This is a genomic window from Paenalcaligenes hominis, from assembly GCF_011927625.1.
Taxonomy (GTDB): Bacteria; Pseudomonadota; Gammaproteobacteria; order Burkholderiales; family Burkholderiaceae_B; genus Paenalcaligenes; species Paenalcaligenes hominis.
This window is the reverse complement of the sequence record NZ_JAATIZ010000002.1, coordinates 92374-111382: the sequence shown is the minus strand read 5'-3', so window position 1 is coordinate 111382 and position 19009 is coordinate 92374. Positions and strand designations below refer to the sequence as shown.

At 49.5% G+C, this 19009-nt stretch carries 15 protein-coding genes and 1 other RNA gene; 9 read left to right on the top strand and 7 right to left on the bottom strand.

The genetic code is table 11. The annotated features are described in order from the left end of the window. Positions 1–256 precede the first annotated feature (256 nt). Both GGR41_RS04555 and GGR41_RS04550 read right to left on the bottom strand, forming a co-directional pair. Entirely contained in the window at positions 257–1819 is a 1563-nt protein-coding gene (locus tag GGR41_RS04555; RefSeq protein ID WP_167660866.1) for a sulfatase-like hydrolase/transferase, read from the bottom strand. After that, entirely contained in the window at positions 1819–2802 is a 984-nt protein-coding gene (locus tag GGR41_RS04550; protein ID WP_167660865.1) for a tripartite tricarboxylate transporter substrate-binding protein, read from the bottom strand. Before GGR41_RS04550 ends, GGR41_RS04555 begins: the two co-directional genes overlap by 1 nt. A gap of 124 nt (positions 2803–2926) precedes the next feature. Here GGR41_RS04550 and GGR41_RS04545 point away from each other — a divergent pair, with 124 nt between their 5' ends. Together GGR41_RS04545 and hppD are read left to right on the top strand one after the other, a co-directional pair. Continuing rightward, positions 2927–3406, top strand: coding sequence for a MarR family winged helix-turn-helix transcriptional regulator (locus GGR41_RS04545; protein WP_077734696.1), 480 nt, complete (start codon positions 2927–2929; stop codon positions 3404–3406). A 109-nt stretch (positions 3407–3515) separates the two neighbouring features. Then, entirely contained in the window at positions 3516–4601 is a 1086-nt protein-coding gene (hppD, locus tag GGR41_RS04540; RefSeq protein ID WP_167660864.1) for a 4-hydroxyphenylpyruvate dioxygenase, read from the top strand. Between the two features lie 37 nt (positions 4602–4638). Here hppD and GGR41_RS04535 read toward each other — a convergent pair whose 3' ends face one another. From GGR41_RS04535 to GGR41_RS04520, 4 genes are all read right to left on the bottom strand, one after another. Next, on the bottom strand, positions 4639–5280 hold the full coding sequence (locus tag GGR41_RS04535) for a TetR/AcrR family transcriptional regulator (RefSeq protein WP_167660863.1): 642 nt from the start codon (positions 5278–5280) through the stop codon (positions 4639–4641). 138 nt (positions 5281–5418) lie between these two features. Then, positions 5419–5826, bottom strand: a complete 408-nt coding sequence (locus GGR41_RS04530; protein ID WP_167660862.1) for a GlcG/HbpS family heme-binding protein — start codon at positions 5824–5826, stop codon at positions 5419–5421. A gap of 159 nt (positions 5827–5985) precedes the next feature. Beyond that, positions 5986–6468 carry a Cys-tRNA(Pro) deacylase gene (gene ybaK / locus GGR41_RS04525; protein WP_167660861.1) on the bottom strand — a complete coding sequence of 161 codons (483 nt, stop codon included), beginning with the start codon at positions 6466–6468 and terminating at the stop codon, positions 5986–5988. A gap of 11 nt (positions 6469–6479) precedes the next feature. After that, positions 6480–7388, bottom strand: a complete 909-nt coding sequence (locus GGR41_RS04520; protein ID WP_167660860.1) for a site-specific tyrosine recombinase XerD — start codon at positions 7386–7388, stop codon at positions 6480–6482. 94 nt (positions 7389–7482) lie between these two features. Between GGR41_RS04520 and modA the strand changes: the two genes are divergently transcribed. The 3 genes from modA to GGR41_RS04505 all read left to right on the top strand — a co-directional run bounded on the left by modA (position 7483) and on the right by GGR41_RS04505 (position 9748). Beyond that, positions 7483–8256, top strand: coding sequence for a molybdate ABC transporter substrate-binding protein (gene modA / locus GGR41_RS04515; RefSeq protein ID WP_167660859.1), 774 nt, complete (start codon positions 7483–7485; stop codon positions 8254–8256). 65 nt (positions 8257–8321) lie between these two features. Beyond that, complete coding sequence (modB, locus tag GGR41_RS04510) at positions 8322–8996, top strand: molybdate ABC transporter permease subunit (RefSeq protein ID WP_167660858.1); 675 nt, start codon at positions 8322–8324, stop codon at positions 8994–8996. Next, positions 8996–9748, top strand: a complete 753-nt coding sequence (locus GGR41_RS04505) for an ATP-binding cassette domain-containing protein (protein ID WP_167660857.1) — start codon at positions 8996–8998, stop codon at positions 9746–9748. Before modB ends, GGR41_RS04505 begins: the two co-directional genes overlap by 1 nt. Here the strand turns inward: GGR41_RS04505 and GGR41_RS04500 are convergent. After that, the gene (locus GGR41_RS04500) at positions 9745–10557 is read right to left on the bottom strand and encodes a TOBE domain-containing protein (RefSeq protein WP_167660856.1); all 813 of its coding nucleotides are present in this window, start codon (positions 10555–10557) and stop codon (positions 9745–9747) included. The genes GGR41_RS04505 and GGR41_RS04500 overlap by 4 nt on opposite strands. An 87-nt stretch (positions 10558–10644) precedes the next feature. Between GGR41_RS04500 and GGR41_RS04495 the strand changes: the two genes are divergently transcribed. The 4 genes from GGR41_RS04495 (at position 10645) to GGR41_RS04480 (ending at position 19001) form a co-directional block, all read left to right on the top strand. Continuing rightward, a complete protein-coding gene (locus tag GGR41_RS04495) occupies positions 10645–13302 on the top strand; it encodes a PD-(D/E)XK nuclease family protein (RefSeq protein ID WP_167660855.1) in 2658 nt (885 codons plus the stop codon). Then, a complete protein-coding gene (locus GGR41_RS04490; protein WP_167660854.1) occupies positions 13280–16606 on the top strand; it encodes a UvrD-helicase domain-containing protein in 3327 nt (1108 codons plus the stop codon). Before GGR41_RS04495 ends, GGR41_RS04490 begins: the two co-directional genes overlap by 23 nt. 16 nt (positions 16607–16622) lie before the next feature. Next, an RNA gene (ffs, locus tag GGR41_RS04485) (signal recognition particle sRNA small type) lies at positions 16623–16720 on the top strand. Positions 16721–16817: 97 nt separating this feature from the next. Next, entirely contained in the window at positions 16818–19001 is a 2184-nt protein-coding gene (locus GGR41_RS04480; protein ID WP_167660853.1) for a DNA polymerase III subunit gamma/tau, read from the top strand. The last annotated feature ends 8 nt before the right edge of the window (positions 19002–19009 follow it).

Below are 19009 nucleotides of genomic sequence, written 5' to 3'. Positions count from 1 at the left end.
GAACCCCCTGTTCTTAACGAGGCAACGCCGAGCGAAGCAGTGTAACCACACTGAACGTGTAGAGACTAGACAGGCACCACCTACCTAATACTTATTACAGGGTGAAGGCATAGTCCAGACCACAAAATAAACAGCAATGGGTTTATGCGGTGAAAACCGTAGTGGTACGAAGGGAAGATTGCAGGTTCGATTCCTGCTGGGGCCGCCATCATAAAAAGCGCCATAACTAAGGCGCTTTTTGTTTAAACGCATGGGCTTACCATTGCCCAAAAAACACGCCCGCTTTTTTATAAGCATCGGTGCCTTTTTCTATAGCGGCTGTGGTAACGGTAGTGCGGCGTTTTAATTGACTAAACCAGATTAATAGCTCTTGCCGTAGTTCGTCACGAATCGCCTGATGGCTTGCACTACGGCCTAGGTCTTGGAATTGATGCGGGTCATTGTCCAAATCAAACAGCTGCTCGGGTAAATCCATCCAGTACACATAATACCAACGCTCGGTACGTACTGCCCAGGCTCGCGAGTTGAGCGGGGTACGATCCAAGAGCAGCCTAGAACGTCTATAGCTATAGTCCAGCTCAGAGTACACCGTATTGCGCCACGTATCGTGTTCTTGAAAAAGTATCGGTTGTAGACTGCGCCCTTCGATACGATGAGAGGGAATGGGAATGCCCAATGCATCTAAGATGGTCGGTAAAATGTCCACGGCCTCAACCATTTCTGTCACACTTTGGCCGCGCGATGCATCAGCGCTTGTGCGAGGATCCCTAATAATCATAGGCACTTGTTGAACAGTATCGTAAAACAATTCTTTTTCACCTAACCAGTGGTCACCTAAAAAATCACCGTGGTCAGCTGTAAAAATAATCAAGGTGTTGTCCATCAGGGCTTGGTGTTCCATGTGCTCGAATAGGCGGCCTAAGTGATCGTCCAATTGGGTGATAAGGCCTTGATAAGCAGGCCGCACGGTATGAACACACTCGTCTTTGGCAAAGCTTTGAGACTCCTCTTGTTCACGGTAGGCAGCGACCACAGGATGCGCGTTGTGCTTTTCCTCTTCGTTACGTACAACAGGCAGACACTGATCAGCACTATACATAGCATGATAGGGTGCAGGGGCAATATACGGCCAATGGGGTTTCACATAGCTTAAGTGCATCACCCACGGCTGGTCGCCTTGCTTTGTCATGAAGTCGATGGCTTGATTTGTCATGTAGGCCGTTTCAGAATGCTCTTCTTTCACTAAAGAAGGAAAGCGCGCATTACGCATAAACCACCCGCTGACCTTTTCACCCTGATCATTTAACGCCGAGATAACGTAATCCGTCCAAGGGTCATCAGACGTGTACCCATGATGGCGTAAATACGCCGGGTAGCCGCTTTCTTGGCCGGGCTCATGATGGCCGTCGTAACGGTCAATTTCCTCAAAGCCGCCTTGATATAAAAGTTGGCCTAATTCACTGCCTCCGTCTAAGTTGAGTCGAGCTAAGCCTTCGTGGTCGGGCATAACATGCGTTTTTCCTGCCAACACAAGATGACGGTTGTGTTGCCGCAAGTATTCGCCCATGGTGACCTCGCCCACCGACAATGGCACGCGATTCCAAGTGGCACCATGCGTAGAGGGGTAACGGCCGGTGTAATAGCTCATGCGAGAGGGGCCGCACACCCCTGAGTTCACAAAAGCACGTTCAAATTTGACGCCCTTTTTTGCCAACGCATCAATATTTGGTGTGCGGATGTAAGGATGGCCATAACACGCTAAATGATCGGCGCGTAACTGATCGGCCATAATAAACAAAACGTTTTTTACTACTGACATTACTCGTTAACCTTGTAGCCGGATGCCTGAATAATAGGAGTCCACAGTTGTTTAAATTCTTCGACGATGTCCGTTGACTCGGCGCGGTCTGCTGCCACAGGCGGTAAATCGCTGTTTTTAAATCGCTCTTGAATCTCTGGTTGGCTCATGATGTCTTTAATTAAATCGCCTAAATAAGTGACTTTGGCTTCATCTGCCTCAGCAGACATATAAAAAGCATTCCACCCCGCCGCTTGAATATCTAAGCCACTTTTCTGGAGGGTAGGAACACCATCTAAATTGGGGTCAGGCTCTGGCCCAGAGGTCGCTAGCACACGTACTCGCCCCCCTTTATGTTGTGGGGTCAGCACGTCAATGGTATCGATAGCGACAGGAATGGTGCCCCCTATTAGATCGTTCAAGGCGGGAGCCGAACCACGGTAGCCAATCACTTCGGCATCGACCCCACTTTTTTCCGCTAACATGAGTGCAAAGAAATGAGGCAAGCTGCCCGAGGCCGGCACGGCTACATTAAAATCGTTGGGATGGTCTTTGACCCATTGCATAAGGTCGTCCATGGTTTTAAGTGGACTGTCAGCTGCTACCGCAACGCCAAAGGTGTAATCCGTGATAACGGAAACGGGCTTGAAATCGACCGCCGGGTCATAACTTAATTGGTTAATGACTAGCGGCGCAATTACCATGGTGGCCGGGTTAGCCATAATCATGATGTCTTTAGAAGCGCCTTGGTTTTTTAAATACTGCGCAGCAATACGTCCACCTGCCCCAGTTCGATTTTCTACCACGACATTGACCTTTAAGCGTTCTTGTAATTGATCGGCAACAAATCGAGCTGCACGATCAGAAGCACCACCTGGGCTATAGCCAACCGTTATATAAAAAGGGTTACTAAACGAGGGGGTCTGCGCTAAAGCGGGCCCGGCCTGCCATAGAATGCTGCTAGCCACTAAAGGTATGGCGATTTTTTTAAGCCAATGAGTCATTGCTTTGCTCCTCCAGTTTTTATAATGAGCTGCGGTAATAGGCAGAATAGCAATGGAATAAATAGTTGATCTAATCAACTATGCCAATTAAAGGGATAACCCCATACAAGAATAAGGAGACGTTATGACGAGTTTTTTACACTCTCAACCGCTGTTTCAACTGTATTTAGCGTGGTCGTCCGCTAACCCCATGTTTGTGCGTTTAAGTGAGGGGCGTTTTAATATTACGCGCCGAGAGTGGCGAGTGCTGGCAACCCTAAGCCATTTCGAGCGGTTAAGTGCATCGGCGCTAGCGCGAGAAGTGCAATTAGACTTGGTGCGTACCTCGCGTACGGTCACACGTCTAGTAGAAAAAGGATGGGTGTCTCGCGTTAAAAATAGCGCTAATGCCCGGTCAGTGTGGGTGCAACTCGAGCCTGCTGGCTATGCTATTTTTGAGCAAATGAGGCCCCTAGTCGAGGAGCTCAACCAATTGTTGATTCAAGACCTCACCGAGACCGAACAAAAGCAACTCACCACGCTGCTACACACCATCACGCAACGTGCACAACAGTTAAATGCCTCAGCGCTCATCACTGACAAGGCGCGCCGGGGTAATCGGTAATGTAGTGGTCTAGCTCTTAAAGCCCTAGGGAAACTACTAGCATTAAACATTAAATGGTTAATGTAAATTAGATGCAGTGATTGTTTTATTGATACTTAAGGAGGCGGCGATGGCTGATCTTTTTGATAACCCAATGGGTTTGGCTGGTTTTGAGTTTGTAGAGTTTGCGGCCCCTACGCCTGGCCTCTTAGAGCCTTTATTTGAAAAGCTTGGCTTTACCGAAGTAGCCCGTCATCGCTCTAAAGACGTGTCTTTGTACCGCCAAGGCGACATTAATTTTATTGTGAACCGTGAACCCAAAAGCCTGGCTTCGTATTTTGTAGCAGAACACGGTCCGTCCGCATGTGGCTTGGCGTTTCGGGTGAATAACTCGCAGAAAGCCTATAAACGAGCCCTAGAGTTAGGGGCTCAGCCCATTGATATTCCTACTGGCCCAATGGAACTACGTTTGCCTGCTATTAAAGGCATTGGTGGCGCGCCCTTGTACTTAATTGACCGCTATAAAGAAGGCGAGTCCATCTATGACATTGATTTTGAGTTTTTGCCCGGAGTAGATCGGCATCCCGTCGGTCATGGCTTTAAGATCGTTGATCACTTAACCCATAATGTTTACCGGGGTCGTATGGCGTTTTGGGCCGACTTTTACGAGCGTTTGTTTAACTTCCGTGAAATCCGTTATTTCGATATTAAAGGTGAATACACCGGCTTAACTTCAAAAGCCATGACAGCACCCGATGGCAAAATTCGTATCCCCCTAAACGAGGAGTCTAAGCAGGGGGGTGGGCAAATTGAAGAGTTTTTAATGGCGTTTAATGGCGAGGGCATTCAACACATTGCTCTATTAAGCGATAATATTTTTGAATCCATTGATGCGTTGCGTGCTGCAGGGGTGCCTTTAATGACCGCCCCCAATAACACCTATTATGAGATGCTCGCTGAGCGTTTGCCGGGTCATAACGAGGACGTGTCAGAGCTTCAAACTCGGGGTATTTTGCTAGATGGCACCACAGAAGGGCAGTCACCGCGTTTGTTGTTGCAGATTTTTTCCGAGCCCGTGCTTGGCCCAGTCTTTTTTGAGTTTATTCAACGTAAAGGTGATGAAGGTTTTGGCGAAGGCAACTTTAAAGCTTTATTTGAATCGCTTGAACGTGACCAAATTCGTCGTGGTACGTTAACCACCGAAGAAACCGCTTAAATAAAGCTCATACTATGAGTCAGGCGCTATGGCTTTATCAAGTCGTAGCGCCTGTTGTCGTAGGGTAGCCTGCTTGAATAATCATGTGGGTAATTACATCTAATTGAGTTTGGGTAGCGATTTCATCAATATCAAACACACGCATCATTGCAATCCCACGTAGAGCGGAAAAAATCACATAGGCAAACTGCTCGGGCTGGGCGTGGCACGCCGCTACTTCAGGAAAGACTTCGATAAAGTGGGCGAAATAGATGGGGTCATGCACCGAGCGATGCACGTTAATTTTTTCAAAAAGCGCAGTATTTTGTGACCCAAAGAACATGCTCCATGCGGCAATGTAGCTGGGGGCGCCGTAGACATTTTTCCAAGCTTGCTGTACGAACTCGTGGGCGCGTTGAGATAAGGGGAGCTGCAATGCATCCACCGACCACCCTTTACCGATGGTAGCTAACGGTGCCATGACGGCTTCAACCACTTCTTCCATGAGTGTTTGGCGATTGCCAAATTGGTGTTGGACTGCACCCAGAGTAACATTGGCGCCTCGGGCGATGTCCTGAAGGTTGGTTTTTTGATAGCCGACGGTTTGAAGTAAATGCAGAGCAGACTGAATAATTTTGCGTTGGGTCTCGTGACTGCGCTCGGATTGGGTGCGCCGTTTAGCTGGGGTTTTTTTAGTCATCGTTGTCATGCGGATCCACGTATAAGCGCCATAAGAATGCGTATAGAGGCTGAGTCATTGCTTTTGTCTCTAACGCATTTTAGGGTCTAGACTTTAATCTCGCAATCTAGCTAACGCACAGGGGCGTCTCGCACCGGGTCAAATTGACTGAAAGTACGTCGCGACCGCATCGGCTAATGTTTGATCATTTTGTGTATGGCGTCCGCTGACCCCAATAGCACCTATTAGGCGATGGTCGCTGCCATATAAGGGCGTGCCTCCGGGTACGGCAGTGAGTTGAGCATCCATGTAGTCTTGGGTTTGAAGGCGTTCCTGCTGCAGTTGTGCATGAAAGGCAGTGGTTGCAATACCTAAACGTGCTGCTGTATAGGCTTTAGAGATAGCAAGCGTGATGGATTGAACGGGGGCCTGATCCATGCGCTCGAACCAAATGAGATCACCAGAGCGGTCGACAATGGCAAAACAGACTGGACTTAAACCATCTTCAGAGACTGTATTGTGTAGCCAATGCGCTAAATTAAGACAGTCTAGGTGAGTCAAAAACATAGATAATTCAATGTAGGTAATTTAGTTTTTGCAAACTATTTTCATAAATTGTTGCACTAATCATATAGCATAACCCCAGTTTGGCAAAGCGTACGCCAAAGAATCCGGCTTTACACCACAGTCTGGAAAAGGCTTGACGATAAGGCAAGGCGTTGGCGTTTAATCTAGCGCTACATCGACGGGTTCAGCCGCTAATTGCTGAGTCAGAACCTGCGGGTTTAACTGCAATAGCATGCCTCGTTTGCCGCCATTAATATAAATCGTGTCGAGACTAAGAATAGTATGTTGCACCCAGACGGGCAGGGCCTTGCGAGTGCCAAAAGGTGAGGTGCCGCCCACCAAATAACCAGAGTGCCGTTGCGCTGTGGCTGGGTCACAGGGTTGGATGTGTTTAGCCCCGGTTTGGCGCGCTAGGTTTTTGGTTGAGACCTCTTGGTCACCATGCATCAGTATGACGAGAGGCTGCTTTTTTTCGTCTTCCATGATCAATGTTTTAATGGTGACGTGTGGGTCTACGCCGAGCTTATGAGCAGCGTCATTGGCACCCCCTTTAGCGGCATACTCATACACATGCTCGGTAAAGGAAACGTGGTGCTTTTTTAACCATTGTGTTGCAGGGGTTTCACTGGATTTTTTTGACATAAACCTGCCGCTTAGGCGCGTGGATGATGTTCGCGATGCAGTTGCTTTAAACGCTCGCGTGTGACGTGGCTATAAATTTGAGTCGTGCTGGGGTTTTTATGCCCTAATAACAGTTGCACCATACTAAGATTAGCACCGTTTTTTAGCAAATGGCTGGCAAAAGCATGGCGTAATGAATGCGGTGACAAAGGCGTCGATATATTGGCCTGCTGCGCGTATTTTTTAATAATTAACCAAAACCCTTGGCGTGTCATGGCTCGGCCTTGGGTACTAACAAATAATGCCTCAGAGCGACGTTGGTGCAATAAGGTGCTTCGACTTTGACTTAAATAGCGCTCTAGCCAATGCATTGCATCGGGCCCCAAGGGAATCAATCGTTGCTCGGTAAGACTAGGGTGAATCACTGCCACCACCCCTTGCTCTAATTGCAGTTGCGCTATTTCTAAACTAACTAACTCGGATACGCGCATGCCCGTGGCATAGAGCAGCTCAAGCATGCATTTGTCACGCAGCCCCAAGGCGGTATCAACGCGTGGGGTATTTAACAGCCTATCAATGTCGGCTTCACTGACCGTGGTGGGTGTTTGGGCGGGGACTTTAACTGTGCGTAAGTCTTGAGTCGGGTTGTGTGCAATGTGTTGACGGTTTTTTAGCCAATCATAAAATTTATTCAATGTGGCGAGACGACGATTGACCGTGCTGGGGGTAGGGTTGCTTTGGGTATCAGCGAGCCAATGGGAAATCAGAGTCGTGGAAACAGTCGCTAAGGTGGCAGAGGGCGTGTGCTCGTGCAACCAAAGTGCAAAGCGTTGTAGATCGCGTCTATACGCAGCGACGGTGTGGGTAGACAGTTGGTCTTGTACAAGTTGCTGGGCAAATTGCTCAATCCAGTCTTGAGTTTGGGTAGACAATGTCATCATAATTTGTAGCGGCTGTGGTTTTAATTTTATCCCTATATATATAGGGTGCTATACTACGCTTGAATGTCATTTATAAAGTAAGAATAAGGAGTCTATGGTGATTGGATTAAAAAAATCATGGCGTAGTGCTTTTTTAGTAGGTGCATTAAGTGTAACAGTCATGTCAGCCCCCGTTGCTGCGGCAGATTTGGTGGTGTCGGCTGCGGCTAGTTTAACCAATGCGTTTAAAGAAATTGGGGAGAACTTTGAAAAGCAGCAGGCAGATACTAAAGTGCTAAACAGTTTTGCAGCCTCGGATGTGTTGCTACAACAAATTGTGAATGGCGCGCCGGTGGATGTGTTTGCATCGGCTGACCAAAAAGCCATGGATAAAGCCGTTGAAGCTGGCGCAGTAGACCCGGCCACGCGCTATGACTTTGTGCAAAATAGTGTCGTACTTATTGTACCTACAGATAATCCAAAAAATATCAAAAATGTCGCGGACTTAGCCAACAAAGAGGTCACGCGAGTGGCGTATGGTAATCCTGAAACAGTTCCTGTAGGGCGCTATACCCAAGGCGCGCTAGAAAAATCAGGCGACTGGGAAAACGTAGCATCTCGTAAAGTGCTGGGCCAAAACGTGCGTCAGGTATTAGACTATGTGGCGCGAGGCGAGGTCGATGCGGGTTTTGTGTTTGCTACGGATGCCGCAGTCATGAAAGACAAAGTAATGGTCATAGAGTCGCTTGAGACCACCGTACCGGTGACGTATCCCATTGCACTAGTCAAACGTGACGGCAGCAATAAGTCTGGCCAAGCCTACATCGACTATATTTTATCGGATGAAGGGCAGGCTGTATTAGCAAAATACGGTTTTAGTCAGCCTTAATCCTACAAAAAACCAAGCAAATTAAGGCTGCGTTAAGCAGCCTTTGCGCTAGAAGAGAGTAAGTTATGACGGGTCTTTGGGTGCCGCTACTATTGTCATTAAAAGTCGCGGGGTGGGCAACATTTTTTGCTTCTGTGCTTGGCATTGGCATGGCTTTTTTGTTGTCACGCTGGCGCTCACCATTGTGTAATTTAGTGGATTCGATCCTTACATTACCGATGGTCTTGCCTCCCACCGTCATTGGCTATTATTTGTTGGTTGTGTTTGGACGACGAGGTTGGCTGGGGCAGTGGTTATCCAGTATCGGAATTGAGTTAGTCTTCACTTGGCAGGGGGCAGTATTGGCTGCTACGGTGGTGGCGTTTCCTTTGGTGCTGAAATCGGCACGCGCTGCCTTTGAGGACGTCGATAGTCGCTTGGAAAATGCAGGCATGATCCTTGGCTTAAATCAGCTCGAAGTGTTTTTTCGTATTAGTCTGCCATTAGCTATGCGCGGTATTATGGCGGGCGTGCTGTTGGCCTTTGCGCGCGCTCTAGGCGAGTTTGGAGCCACATTGATGATTGCTGGCAGCATACCGGGGCGCACCCAAACCCTGTCAATTTCTATCTACGAGGCCGTACAAGCGGGTAACGACGACCTGGCATTAATGATGGTGCTAGTTACGTCGGTTAGCTGTGTCACCGTTTTGTGGTTAGCTGGGTTATTAGCGCCACCACAACAACGCCGAGGGGTTCAGTAATGTCGGTCTATATTAATATTCAACGCGCGTTAACCAATGCGACCCGCGAGTTTTTGCTTGATATTAAATTAGAAACTCAGGCTCATCGTATTGCTTTATTTGGGCCATCCGGTTCGGGCAAGACCTTAACTATTCAAGCTGTATCAGGACTGATGAGTCCTGATAGCGGTGAAATACGTGTGAACGATAAATTGTTTTTTTGCTCAGCCACGGGCATTAATATGCCACCCCAAGAACGTCAACTTGCCTATTTGCTGCAGGACTATGGTTTGTTCCCCCATCTTACTGTGGCTCAGAATATTAGCTTTGGTTTAAAACGAGGTTGGTTGAACCCGGCTAAAAAATGGGTACCCGATGGCGCCAAACGCTGGGTAGATGCTTTTGATTTGCACGCTATTTTGGGCAATTATCCTTATGAAATCTCCGGTGGCCAAAAGCAACGTACCGCGTTGGCACGTGCTTTGGCTGTGAGCCCTGAGTTGCTGCTGTTAGATGAGCCATTGGCCGCTTTAGACATGGATTTACGTGTGCGTATGCGCCAAGAACTCTCGCAACTACAAAAGCGGCTTGATATTCCATCCATTATTATTACGCACGACCCGGAAGACGCCATTGTGCTGGCGGACGAGGTGTATCGTATTGCAGACGGTAAAATTCAAGGGCGCTGTACCCCTGAAGAGCTAAGTCAGGAAATTGAGCTCAGCAGTGAACGTTTGGCGGCAGAGTTACAGCGAGCCGCCGTGGTATTTTAGTCTATCGTACCTAATAAAACGCTTGAGGCTTTGAAAATGGCTACGGCGCGCTGGCCGACTTTTAGCTGTAAACGTTCTAGGCTTTCCATCGTAATAATGGCCGTAATACGGTGTTTATCGGAAATTTCTAAACCAACTTCTGCATTGACTGCGCCTGCTTCTACATTTACAACCGTTCCTTCAAGCTGATTGCGTGCAGAAAGCTTGCCCTCGCTGGGTAGAGCAACAATAATGGATGAGGCTTTTAGAAAAGCCAGAGCACGCATCCCTTTTTTTAACCCCATGCTTTCCACGCTTTCGCGGGTAATAGAAGCAATAATGGGCTGAGCGCCACCAATATCAAGGGATACCTCGGCATTCACTGCGCCTAAGGCGATTTTAGAAACCATGCCAGAAAAGTTGTTGCGAGCAGAAGTTTGAACCATCATAGTTTGTAATAATTCCAAATTTTTGTCTGAACCAGGTTTAGCTTTGGCCAAACGGTTCATAAAGCGCTGATGCACGGCATCTAATTGCTGATAAAGTTCTAGTATTTCTAAGGCCTTTGGGGTTAGCGAAGCACCCCCGCCACGTTGCCCCCCAGTGGTACGCAACACTAAGGGCTCGTCGGCCAAGTTATTCATGGTGTCGATGGCATCCCAAGCGGCTTTATAGCTCAAGTCAATATGGCGCGCCGCAGCGGAGATAGAGCCATGCTCGTGAATGGCGGCTAACAGCGCCATTCGCCGTGGATTGCCCCAGTTTAAGGTACCGGAGCGAAACCAAATAGAGCCAGCCAGCTCAAACGAAGGGGTATTTTCTGATGACATGGTGTGATTTAATCTGTGTCTCTGTGTTGATGAAAAGAGCAAAATTCCGTCACTGAGCATTTTTGCTGCAAAAAGGAGATGCGTTGTATGTACGCCCAATTAGATTGTACCGAGTTACTTCAGCTACAAAGCGAAGAAACGCTGGTACTTACTGTAAACAACCGTTTTGCTCGTCGCATATTATCTGATTTGCAGCAAAGCTTACGTGGTCAAAAAAAGGCCATTGCTGTCCCTGACATTATGCCTTTATCGGCGTGGTTAAGACAGGCAAACGATGATCTTAGTTTTTTTGATGATTACGTCCCTGCGTCCTATCTTTTAGACAGTTTTAGCAGTCTTAACGTATGGGAGCAAATCATTTACAACCAAGAAGAAGAAAAAGCATGGTTGATTGATGTGGCCCAAGCGGCAAAATTAGCGGACGATGCTGACCTGCTGATGGATGAATGGTCGCTGGCTATAGAGCCTCAGGAACACACAGCAGACTCACAGCGATTTGCAGTATGGCGCGAAGCCTATAAACAGTACTTAGAAGAGCACGATTTAGATGATCAAAATCGTGCTGCGGAACGAGTAGTAGTTGCTATTGAGCAAGCTTGGTATCAGCCACCGTGGAAAAATGTGGTGTTAGTGGGCTTTCATGATATGTCGCAACGGATGAGCCGTTTAATTCGTGGGCTTCAACATCAAGGCGTGAAACTCTATACCTTTTGTGACGAGGTGCGACCGCCTGCTCAGGCACAACGAGTGTTAGCGCCCACACCAGAGGCAGAGTGGCGTTTGGCCGCTCAGTGGGCTGCCCAGCAATTGCGTGATAATCCACAGGGATGCTACGCCATAGTGGCGTTTGATTTGCAAAAGCAGGTGCCGCATGTGCATCGCGTATTGGCTCATGAGCTCGCGCCTCAGTCAGACTTATGCCCGGGGTTTAAATGGAACGTCGCTGTAGGCCGCCCCTTAAGTCAGTGGCCTTTAGTTCGCGCTGCATTGGCTTGGTTACGCGTATTAGCGCAATATCAACAAGGGCGCGTGCGTTGTCAAACGTTGGGTCAAGCGCTCTTGCAAGGATACTGCAAAGGGGACCGCTCCGAACGCCATCTACGGGTCCAGCTCGATGTGAAATGGCGTCAACAGCAGACAGTTTTCTTAAACAGTGCCGATGTGGACATAGCCTTAGCCCAATTTGAACAGCTAGGGCCAGCCTGGCAGGAGGCAGTGCAATGCATTCAACATCAAGATGCTCGCTTAGCACCAGCGCTGTGGATAACTCCTATCCGTGCTGCCTTACAAGCCTTGGGTTTTCCTGGCGAGCAGACCTTAGATAGTCATGCTTATCAAACAATGCAAACCTTTGAGCAGCGCTTAGGTCTGTTTTCACGCTTAGCGCCCGTGTTTGGAGCGCCTTCTTTTGCTCAAGTCGTTGCCATGTTAGAGCGCTATTTGCATGAAACCCTCTTTCAACCGCAACGTGAAACCGGTACGCGTTTAGACATTTTAGGTCCGTTAGAGGCGGAAGGGGGGCATTGGGATGGGATTTGGGTGATCGGAACCACGGATGAGGTATTACCTGCTATCCCAAAACCGAATCCCTTTATTCCTTATCAGGTTTTACGCCAAGCCCAAGCGCCACGTTCTACGCCAGAGCGCGAATTGCAATGGGCTTATCAACTGTGCGAGGTACTCCATCAAGCAGCACCGACATTGATTTTTAGCCATGCTGAACAAGACAATGGCCAACTATTGCGACCGAGTCCATTAATTGAGTCATTGCCTGTTAAGGCCGAGCTTGACCCATTAGCCCAACCCGTTGAGCACCCGCCAGCTCTAGAGCGTCTGCTTGATGAACAAGGTCCACCGCTAGAACCAGGCCACACCATTTTTGGGGGCAGTGGCGTACTCGATAAGCAAGCGCGTAATCCGTTATGGGCTTTTGTGCAGTACCGTTTACATACTCAAGCATTGCCTTCTTACGAGGACACTCGGGCGATTCGATTATGGCGTGGCAATTTCCTACATCGTGCCTTGGAGCTTGTGTGGTTAAGTATTGAGCCCAAGGATTCCACCGGTTTAGAGCAAGCGTTCATACAGCAAACCATCTCTACTTGGATTCAACTGGCTGTAGAACAAGCTGCCCTAGAGGAGCTGGCTAAAATGCCGCTCGTTATTCGCCAGTTAGAGATTGAGCGCGCGCTGGGTGTATTAACCACTTGGTTTGAGCTCGAACGTACACGCTCCCCCTTTTGTGTGCGAGCTTTAGAGCAAGAGCACGCCCTGCCAGATTTTAATACTAGGATGCGCATAGACCGTATTGACGAGCTAAACGATGGACGCCTAGTTTTAATGGATTACAAGGCCAGTGTGGCGCATAAACGTTATGTGGCCTGGTTGCGAGAACGGCCAATTGAGTTGCAATTGCCTATTTACGCGGCGTTACTCACACAACAAGATAAAACCGTAGCTGCGCTAGGTTTTGGTTTCTTACACTACGAGGCGGTATTAGGCGGTTTTAGCCACGACCCCGAGCTCCTCACGCAAACCGATCAGAAAAAGTTTGATGAGTGTTTTAGCAGTTGGGCTGAGTTTGAGCAGCATTTAATTGAGCATGTGTGGGCAATGCGTGATGAGTTCTTACAGGGTGTGGCACGTAATCAGTATTATGCATTAGACGACTTGATGTATTGCGATGTCGTACCGTTTTTACGTTTAAATCAAGAGGTGTGGGATGAGCTTGACGAAGCCGAGTGATTATTTAATTCGAGAGGCGGCGGTCAATCCAACGCGATCTTTTTTAGTGCAAGCCCCTGCAGGCTCAGGTAAAACCGAATTATTAACAGATCGTATCTTGGCTTTATTGGCCTTAGTGCAAAAGCCAGAGGAAATTGTTGCTATTACGTTTACACGTGCAGCGGCGGCCGAAATGCATGCTCGTGTGATTGAAAAGCTGCAGGCTGCTCAACAGCCCGAGCCAGAAGAAGCCTATAAAAAACAAAGTTGGCATTTAGCACGTGCGGCATTAGCACACGATACGCAACAAGGTTGGAATTTACTTGAGCACCCAGCACGCCTTAGTATTCGTACCATTGACTCATTGTGCGCCCATTTGGTTAGAGCTATGCCTGTGCTCAGTGGGCTAGGAGGGGTCCCCGAGGTCTCAGACCAAGCGGATGCCCTATATTTACAAGCCGCCCGACACACGATAGCGCGTGCGGATCAAGAGCCCGATGTGGCGCAAGTGATCAAGCACTTAGGGGTTAACTTAGTCGATGTCGAGGCTTTATTAGTTAATATGCTTGCCATCCGCGACCAGTGGTTACCTACCCTAAGTCGTGCGGGCTCTATTGACCAATTGCAGACCTATTTAGAGGATTTGGTAGTAGAGCAATTAGAGCGTTTAGAGAATGCCTTACCCTTAGGCTGGCAAGACGAGCTCAGGGACTGTGCGGTGTATGCCCACCACAATTTATTGGCAGAGGGCAAAAAAGGCTATCCGGCTTTAGCTGATTGGACTGCGGCAGATCCGTTATTACCCATACCAGAGCACGTGACACGTTGGCAAGGTCTCATTGACTTTTTGTTAACGTCTACGCCGCCTCGTGTGCCACGCAAACCCCGCGGTATCTCAAAAACGTGCGGTTTTCCGGCAGGGGGTAATGCCAATCTGAATCAACGTATGAAAGACTGGGCAGCGACCTATGATGACACGGCTCCTTGGCTGGAGCCCTTACTGGCTATCCAGCATTTACAAGCCGATTACAGTACAGCTCAAACGCAGTTGCTTGAACAATTAACACGAACGTTACTACTGGCGGTAGCCGAGTTGCGCTTAGCGTTTATAGAAAGCGGTCAGGTGGATTTTATTGAAATCGCACAGCGCGCGCTGGATGCGTTGGGCTATGAGCAACAACCATCAGAACTCTTATTGCGCTTAGACCGCAGTATTAGTCATTTACTAGTGGACGAGTTTCAAGACACCAGCTTGAATCAAATTAGACTCTTAGAGCGCTTAACTTCAGGTTGGACGGCAGAGGATGGGCGAACGGTCTTTTTGGTCGGTGACCCTATGCAATCCATTTATCGGTTTCGTAAAGCCGAGGTGGGATTGTTCCTGCAAGTTCAACGCGAGCAGCGGTTAGGCGATGTCGAATTACGCGCCGTGGCGTTGACTAATAATTTCCGATCTGCTGCAAACTTGGTGCACTGGGTTAACGAGTTAGGCGCCCATTTATTTCCTCTCCAGCCCGACTCCGAGCTAGGCGCGGTGACCTACAACCCCTCTGAAGCATTTCATGAGGAAAAAGAGCAGTCCATTGTTCAAGTGCATCCCTTCATTTATCAACGCCACCAAGAAGGGGTGATGAATGCGGAGCAGGCACGAGAGGCGGCGCAACAGCGGGTTATCGCACTGTGTCAAACCGCTTTAGCGCAGTTTAAGGACAGTGCTAAACCGGTGGCAGTATTAGTTCGAGCACGTACTCATCTTGGTCCTTTAATTCAAGCCTTGCAACAGGCAGGTATTCCCACCAAAGCTGTAGATATCGATAGCTTGCACTCTAGGCCCGTGGTTCAAGATATTGTGCAGTTGGTACGTGCGCTTAAACACCCGGGCGACCGCTTGGCGTGGTTGTCATTATTACGGGCACCGCTTTGTGGTTTACGTTTAACCAGCTTACATCGGCTTTGTGGTCATCATCGCACCGCAACCATTCCTCATTTGATAGAAGAGGCGGATCCGCAGCAGTGGGAGGCGGATGAATGGGAACGTTTGCAACATGTGGCAAACGTGCTTTTAGATCGTTCGCAACAAAGCGGGGCATTGCCCTTTGCTGCCTGTGTAGAGCATTGTTGGTTACGCTTAGGCGGCGAACAAATCTATGGCAGCCCAAATGAAAAAGCCGATGCAGAAAATGTGTTTCGTTTGCTTGAGCAATTGGCACCGTACGGCGACTTAGACTTGGATGTTTTTGAAGAAAAAATCCAACGACTTTTTGCGGTGGCACAAAACGCCACTCAAGCGGTCGAGGTCATGACCATCCACAAATCAAAAGGGCTTGAGTTTGAGTCGGTGATTTTGTATGACTTAAACCGAGATGCCGCGCGCGACAAAGAACCGTTACTAGGTATAGAGCAAAGCCACGGGCGTTTGTATGTGGGCATGGTCAAAGCCAGTGATGCCCCACAGCGCGATCCACTAAGCCTATTTATTGCCGACCGTGAAAAAAAGCGCGCTGAGTTTGAAATGCAGCGTTTGTTGTATGTGGCTGTGACCCGAGCGCGTCATCAACTGCATTTGGTAGGAGTAGTAGAGCAAAATGTGGTTAAAGAAGAGCTTGTAGTGCGTTCACGTTCTTTGTTGCACCTGCTGTGGCCGCAGGTTGAAGCCGCGTTTAATGCCGCCACACCCGAGATCGCCCCCGTCGCAGCGCATCGTCGCGGTACCGCGCCTCATCATCAGCTTGTGCGGGTGCAGCAGCTTACTGAATTGCCCTATGTTAGACCACGTCATGTGCCTAGCGGTTCTAATCATTGGCAATGGAACGAAGAGCCTTTTAAAGAGGCGGCAATTGGTACCGTAGCGCATGCGTGGTTAGAGCGTATCGGACGCGAGGGCAGAGCCGCTTGGGGAAGCGACCGGATCGAGGCCAGCACAGGGGTAATGCGGCGTCAATTACTGCGCGCTGGTTTTGCCTTAAACGAAGTGGATGAAGCCGTTGCGGTGATTCGTGACACACTGCTGCGCACATTGTCCAGCACTAAAGGTCAGTGGCTATTAGACGTGGCTAAAGCTTACAGAGAATGGACCTTACTAGACGCCGAAGGTCGAGTATCGATTATTGATTTAGCGATTTCTCAAGAAGACCAATGGTTAATTGTGGACTTTAAAACTGGACAGCCTCACCCCGGTCAGTCCGATGCAGACTTTTTAACCGTAATGAAAGAACGCTATGCTGCACAGCTACGGCGTTATTGTGACCAAGTCACAGCGTTTGATGGTCGACAAGCGCAAGCAGCACTTTATTTTCCTCGAGCCGACCTCTGGTGCGAAATTTAGTGGTATACTTATTTCTGGTGAGCCCCTTCGCATGGTTCAACAGCCAACCTGGTCAGGTCGGGAACGAAGCAGCCACAGCTGTCTCGAACTAGTGCCGAAGCCAGGCTCACCTCTTCTTTTGGGTTTCACATCCACTTCCCGCATCTACCTCAAATCCGGTACACTTGACTAGCCTTGTGGCTTTCTTTTTTTCACCGAATTGCACTCCTTCATGACATATCAGGTACTGGCTCGCAAATGGCGTCCGCGCTCGTTCGATACCTTAATTGGCCAAGAGCACGTAGTACGCGCTTTGACACATGCTTTAGACACCCAACGCTTGCATCATGCGTGGCTCTTTACCGGCACCCGTGGCGTAGGTAAGACCACTTTATCTCGCATTTTGGCCAAGGCCTTAAACTGCGAGCAAGGCGTAAGCGCACAACCGTGTGGTGAATGTCGAGCTTGCACTGAAATTGATCAAGGGCGTTTTGTTGATTACGTCGAGCTTGATGCCGCCTCGAACCGTGGGGTAGATGAAATGACGCAGCTGCTCGAGCAAGCGGTATACGCACCTAGCGCGGCGCGTTATAAGGTTTACATGATTGACGAGGTGCACATGTTGACCGGGCATGCGTTTAATGCCATGTTAAAAACCCTCGAGGAACCGCCTGCGCATGTGAAGTTCATTCTGGCAACCACCGATCCACAAAAAATACCGGTGACTGTTCTATCGCGTTGTTTGCAATTTAATCTCAAGCAAATGACGGTGCCGGCGATCGAGTCACACCTAACAGACATTCTGCACGAAGAAGCCATTCCCGCAGAGGCACCGGCGTTGCGCTTATTAGCCCAAGCAGCCCAAGGTTCGATGCGTGACGCCTTGTCGTTGACTGACCAAGCTATTGCTTACAGTGCGGGGTCTGTTGGGACCGAAGCTGTACAAGGCATGCTGGGTACTATTGATCAGTCCCACCTCATTCAGTTACTGCAGGCCTTAATTGATGGGCAGGGCGACCGCCTCATAGCGCTTGCTGACGACATGCTGTTACGAGGCCTGTCTTTTGGGGGCGCATTAGCTGATTTAGCCGTCTTGTTATCGCGTATTGCTATTCAACAACGTGTTCCAGGTGCTTTGCCACCAGACGAGCCACAGCGTGATGCTATTCAACAGCTAGCGCTTCAGTTATCCCCTGATCATGTGCAACTGTATTATTCAGTGGTGATACACAGCCGAGACGAGTTGCGTTTAGCGCCCGACGAGTACGCCGGCTTTGTGATGGCGTGTATGCGTTTGTTTGCGCTGACCCCGGCTGGCAGCTTACCACATACACCTCAGCCCCATGCTCAGACGGAAACGGTGCCTTCTGTGTCTCATCATTCAGACCACGCCACTACTCCAGTGGCTGCTCCTAAGCCCGTTGTGCCCGCTGCAGTACCGGCAACTAAGCCCGCGTCAGCACAGAGAGCAGCGTCCTCTGAGCAACCGGCAGCAACACCAGCATCAACAGCAAAATCAACATCAACACTAGCATCAACGTCTGCGGCAAACGCACCAGAGTCCACCTCGGCGCCTACACCCGCCGCCCCAACGGGCAGCACTACCTCCGCGGCGGTGGCGTCCCCTTACGAGTCTGACTTTGATAATACAAGTGCACGCGAAGGTATCCAGCCACCCATCATAGAGCGGGGCGGTCAGGCTTTGCGGGCCCCCGAGGTAGACGACACGCCTCCTTGGGAAGACGAGGCTCCTACCACTCAGGCTCAGCCTGCTGCCGAAATTGCTGCGTCTCGCTCAACTGAAGCCGACCCGTTAGCTGCGGCCCCAACGGATGCTGCCTTAGATCCCCCTGTGTATGACGAGGAGCCTCCTTTTACCGAAGAGGACTACGGGGGGATCCCCCACAGTGACGACGACGCCGAGGATTTTCCCGCGGGGGATATTGAAAACGGTGCCACTATCCCCCAAATAGAAGATGCCGTACAACAAGCCGTAGCCGCTTTAGATTTAGCATCCCCAGCCGTCCCTAAGCCCGAGCAGATAACTCGCGCCCAGTGGGTCGATTTAGCACCAAAGCTGCCCTTGTCTGGCTGGGCCGCCGAACTAGCACAGCAAACTGAATGGATCGAGTGTGATGGGCACCATGTGGTGTTGCGTGCTGCCATTCGCTCTGCAGACGACAGTCAAGCTAAAGCTCGGATTAACACCGTGTTAAACGAGCACTTTGGTCAAGTATTACGTTTACAAATTGATTATGGCTCTACCGGTGATGACACTGCCTTTGCTGTGGCCGAGGCGCAGCGTGCGCAGCGCCAACACGAGGCAGAACTTGATGCGCAAGAAAACCCGTTTATACTAGCGCTCATTGAGCAGTTTGATGCGCAGCTATTGGCAGGCTCTGTTCGAGCCAAATAGTCAAACCT

Excerpts from the sequence above, each read along its gene's own strand:
- GGR41_RS04505 (WP_167660857.1), top strand. The coding sequence starts at position 8,996 with ATGTCGGTCTATATTAATATTCAACGCGCGTTAACCAATGCGACCCGC.
- GGR41_RS04535 (WP_167660863.1), bottom strand. The coding sequence starts at position 5,280 with ATGACTAAAAAAACCCCAGCTAAACGGCGCACCCAATCCGAGCGCAGT.
- GGR41_RS04490 (WP_167660854.1), top strand. The coding sequence starts at position 13,280 with ATGAGCTTGACGAAGCCGAGTGATTATTTAATTCGAGAGGCGGCGGTC.
- ybaK (WP_167660861.1), bottom strand. The coding sequence starts at position 6,468 with ATGTCAAAAAAATCCAGTGAAACCCCTGCAACACAATGGTTAAAAAAG.
- GGR41_RS04520 (WP_167660860.1), bottom strand. The coding sequence starts at position 7,388 with ATGATGACATTGTCTACCCAAACTCAAGACTGGATTGAGCAATTTGCC.
- GGR41_RS04545 (WP_077734696.1), top strand. The coding sequence starts at position 2,927 with ATGACGAGTTTTTTACACTCTCAACCGCTGTTTCAACTGTATTTAGCG.
- GGR41_RS04500 (WP_167660856.1), bottom strand. The coding sequence starts at position 10,557 with ATGTCATCAGAAAATACCCCTTCGTTTGAGCTGGCTGGCTCTATTTGG.
- modA (WP_167660859.1), top strand. The coding sequence starts at position 7,483 with ATGGTGATTGGATTAAAAAAATCATGGCGTAGTGCTTTTTTAGTAGGT.
- hppD (WP_167660864.1), top strand. The coding sequence starts at position 3,516 with ATGGCTGATCTTTTTGATAACCCAATGGGTTTGGCTGGTTTTGAGTTT.
- GGR41_RS04480 (WP_167660853.1), top strand. The coding sequence starts at position 16,818 with ATGACATATCAGGTACTGGCTCGCAAATGGCGTCCGCGCTCGTTCGAT.
- GGR41_RS04555 (WP_167660866.1), bottom strand. The coding sequence starts at position 1,819 with ATGTCAGTAGTAAAAAACGTTTTGTTTATTATGGCCGATCAGTTACGC.
- GGR41_RS04550 (WP_167660865.1), bottom strand. The coding sequence starts at position 2,802 with ATGACTCATTGGCTTAAAAAAATCGCCATACCTTTAGTGGCTAGCAGC.
- GGR41_RS04495 (WP_167660855.1), top strand. The coding sequence starts at position 10,645 with ATGTACGCCCAATTAGATTGTACCGAGTTACTTCAGCTACAAAGCGAA.
- GGR41_RS04530 (WP_167660862.1), bottom strand. The coding sequence starts at position 5,826 with ATGTTTTTGACTCACCTAGACTGTCTTAATTTAGCGCATTGGCTACAC.
- modB (WP_167660858.1), top strand. The coding sequence starts at position 8,322 with ATGACGGGTCTTTGGGTGCCGCTACTATTGTCATTAAAAGTCGCGGGG.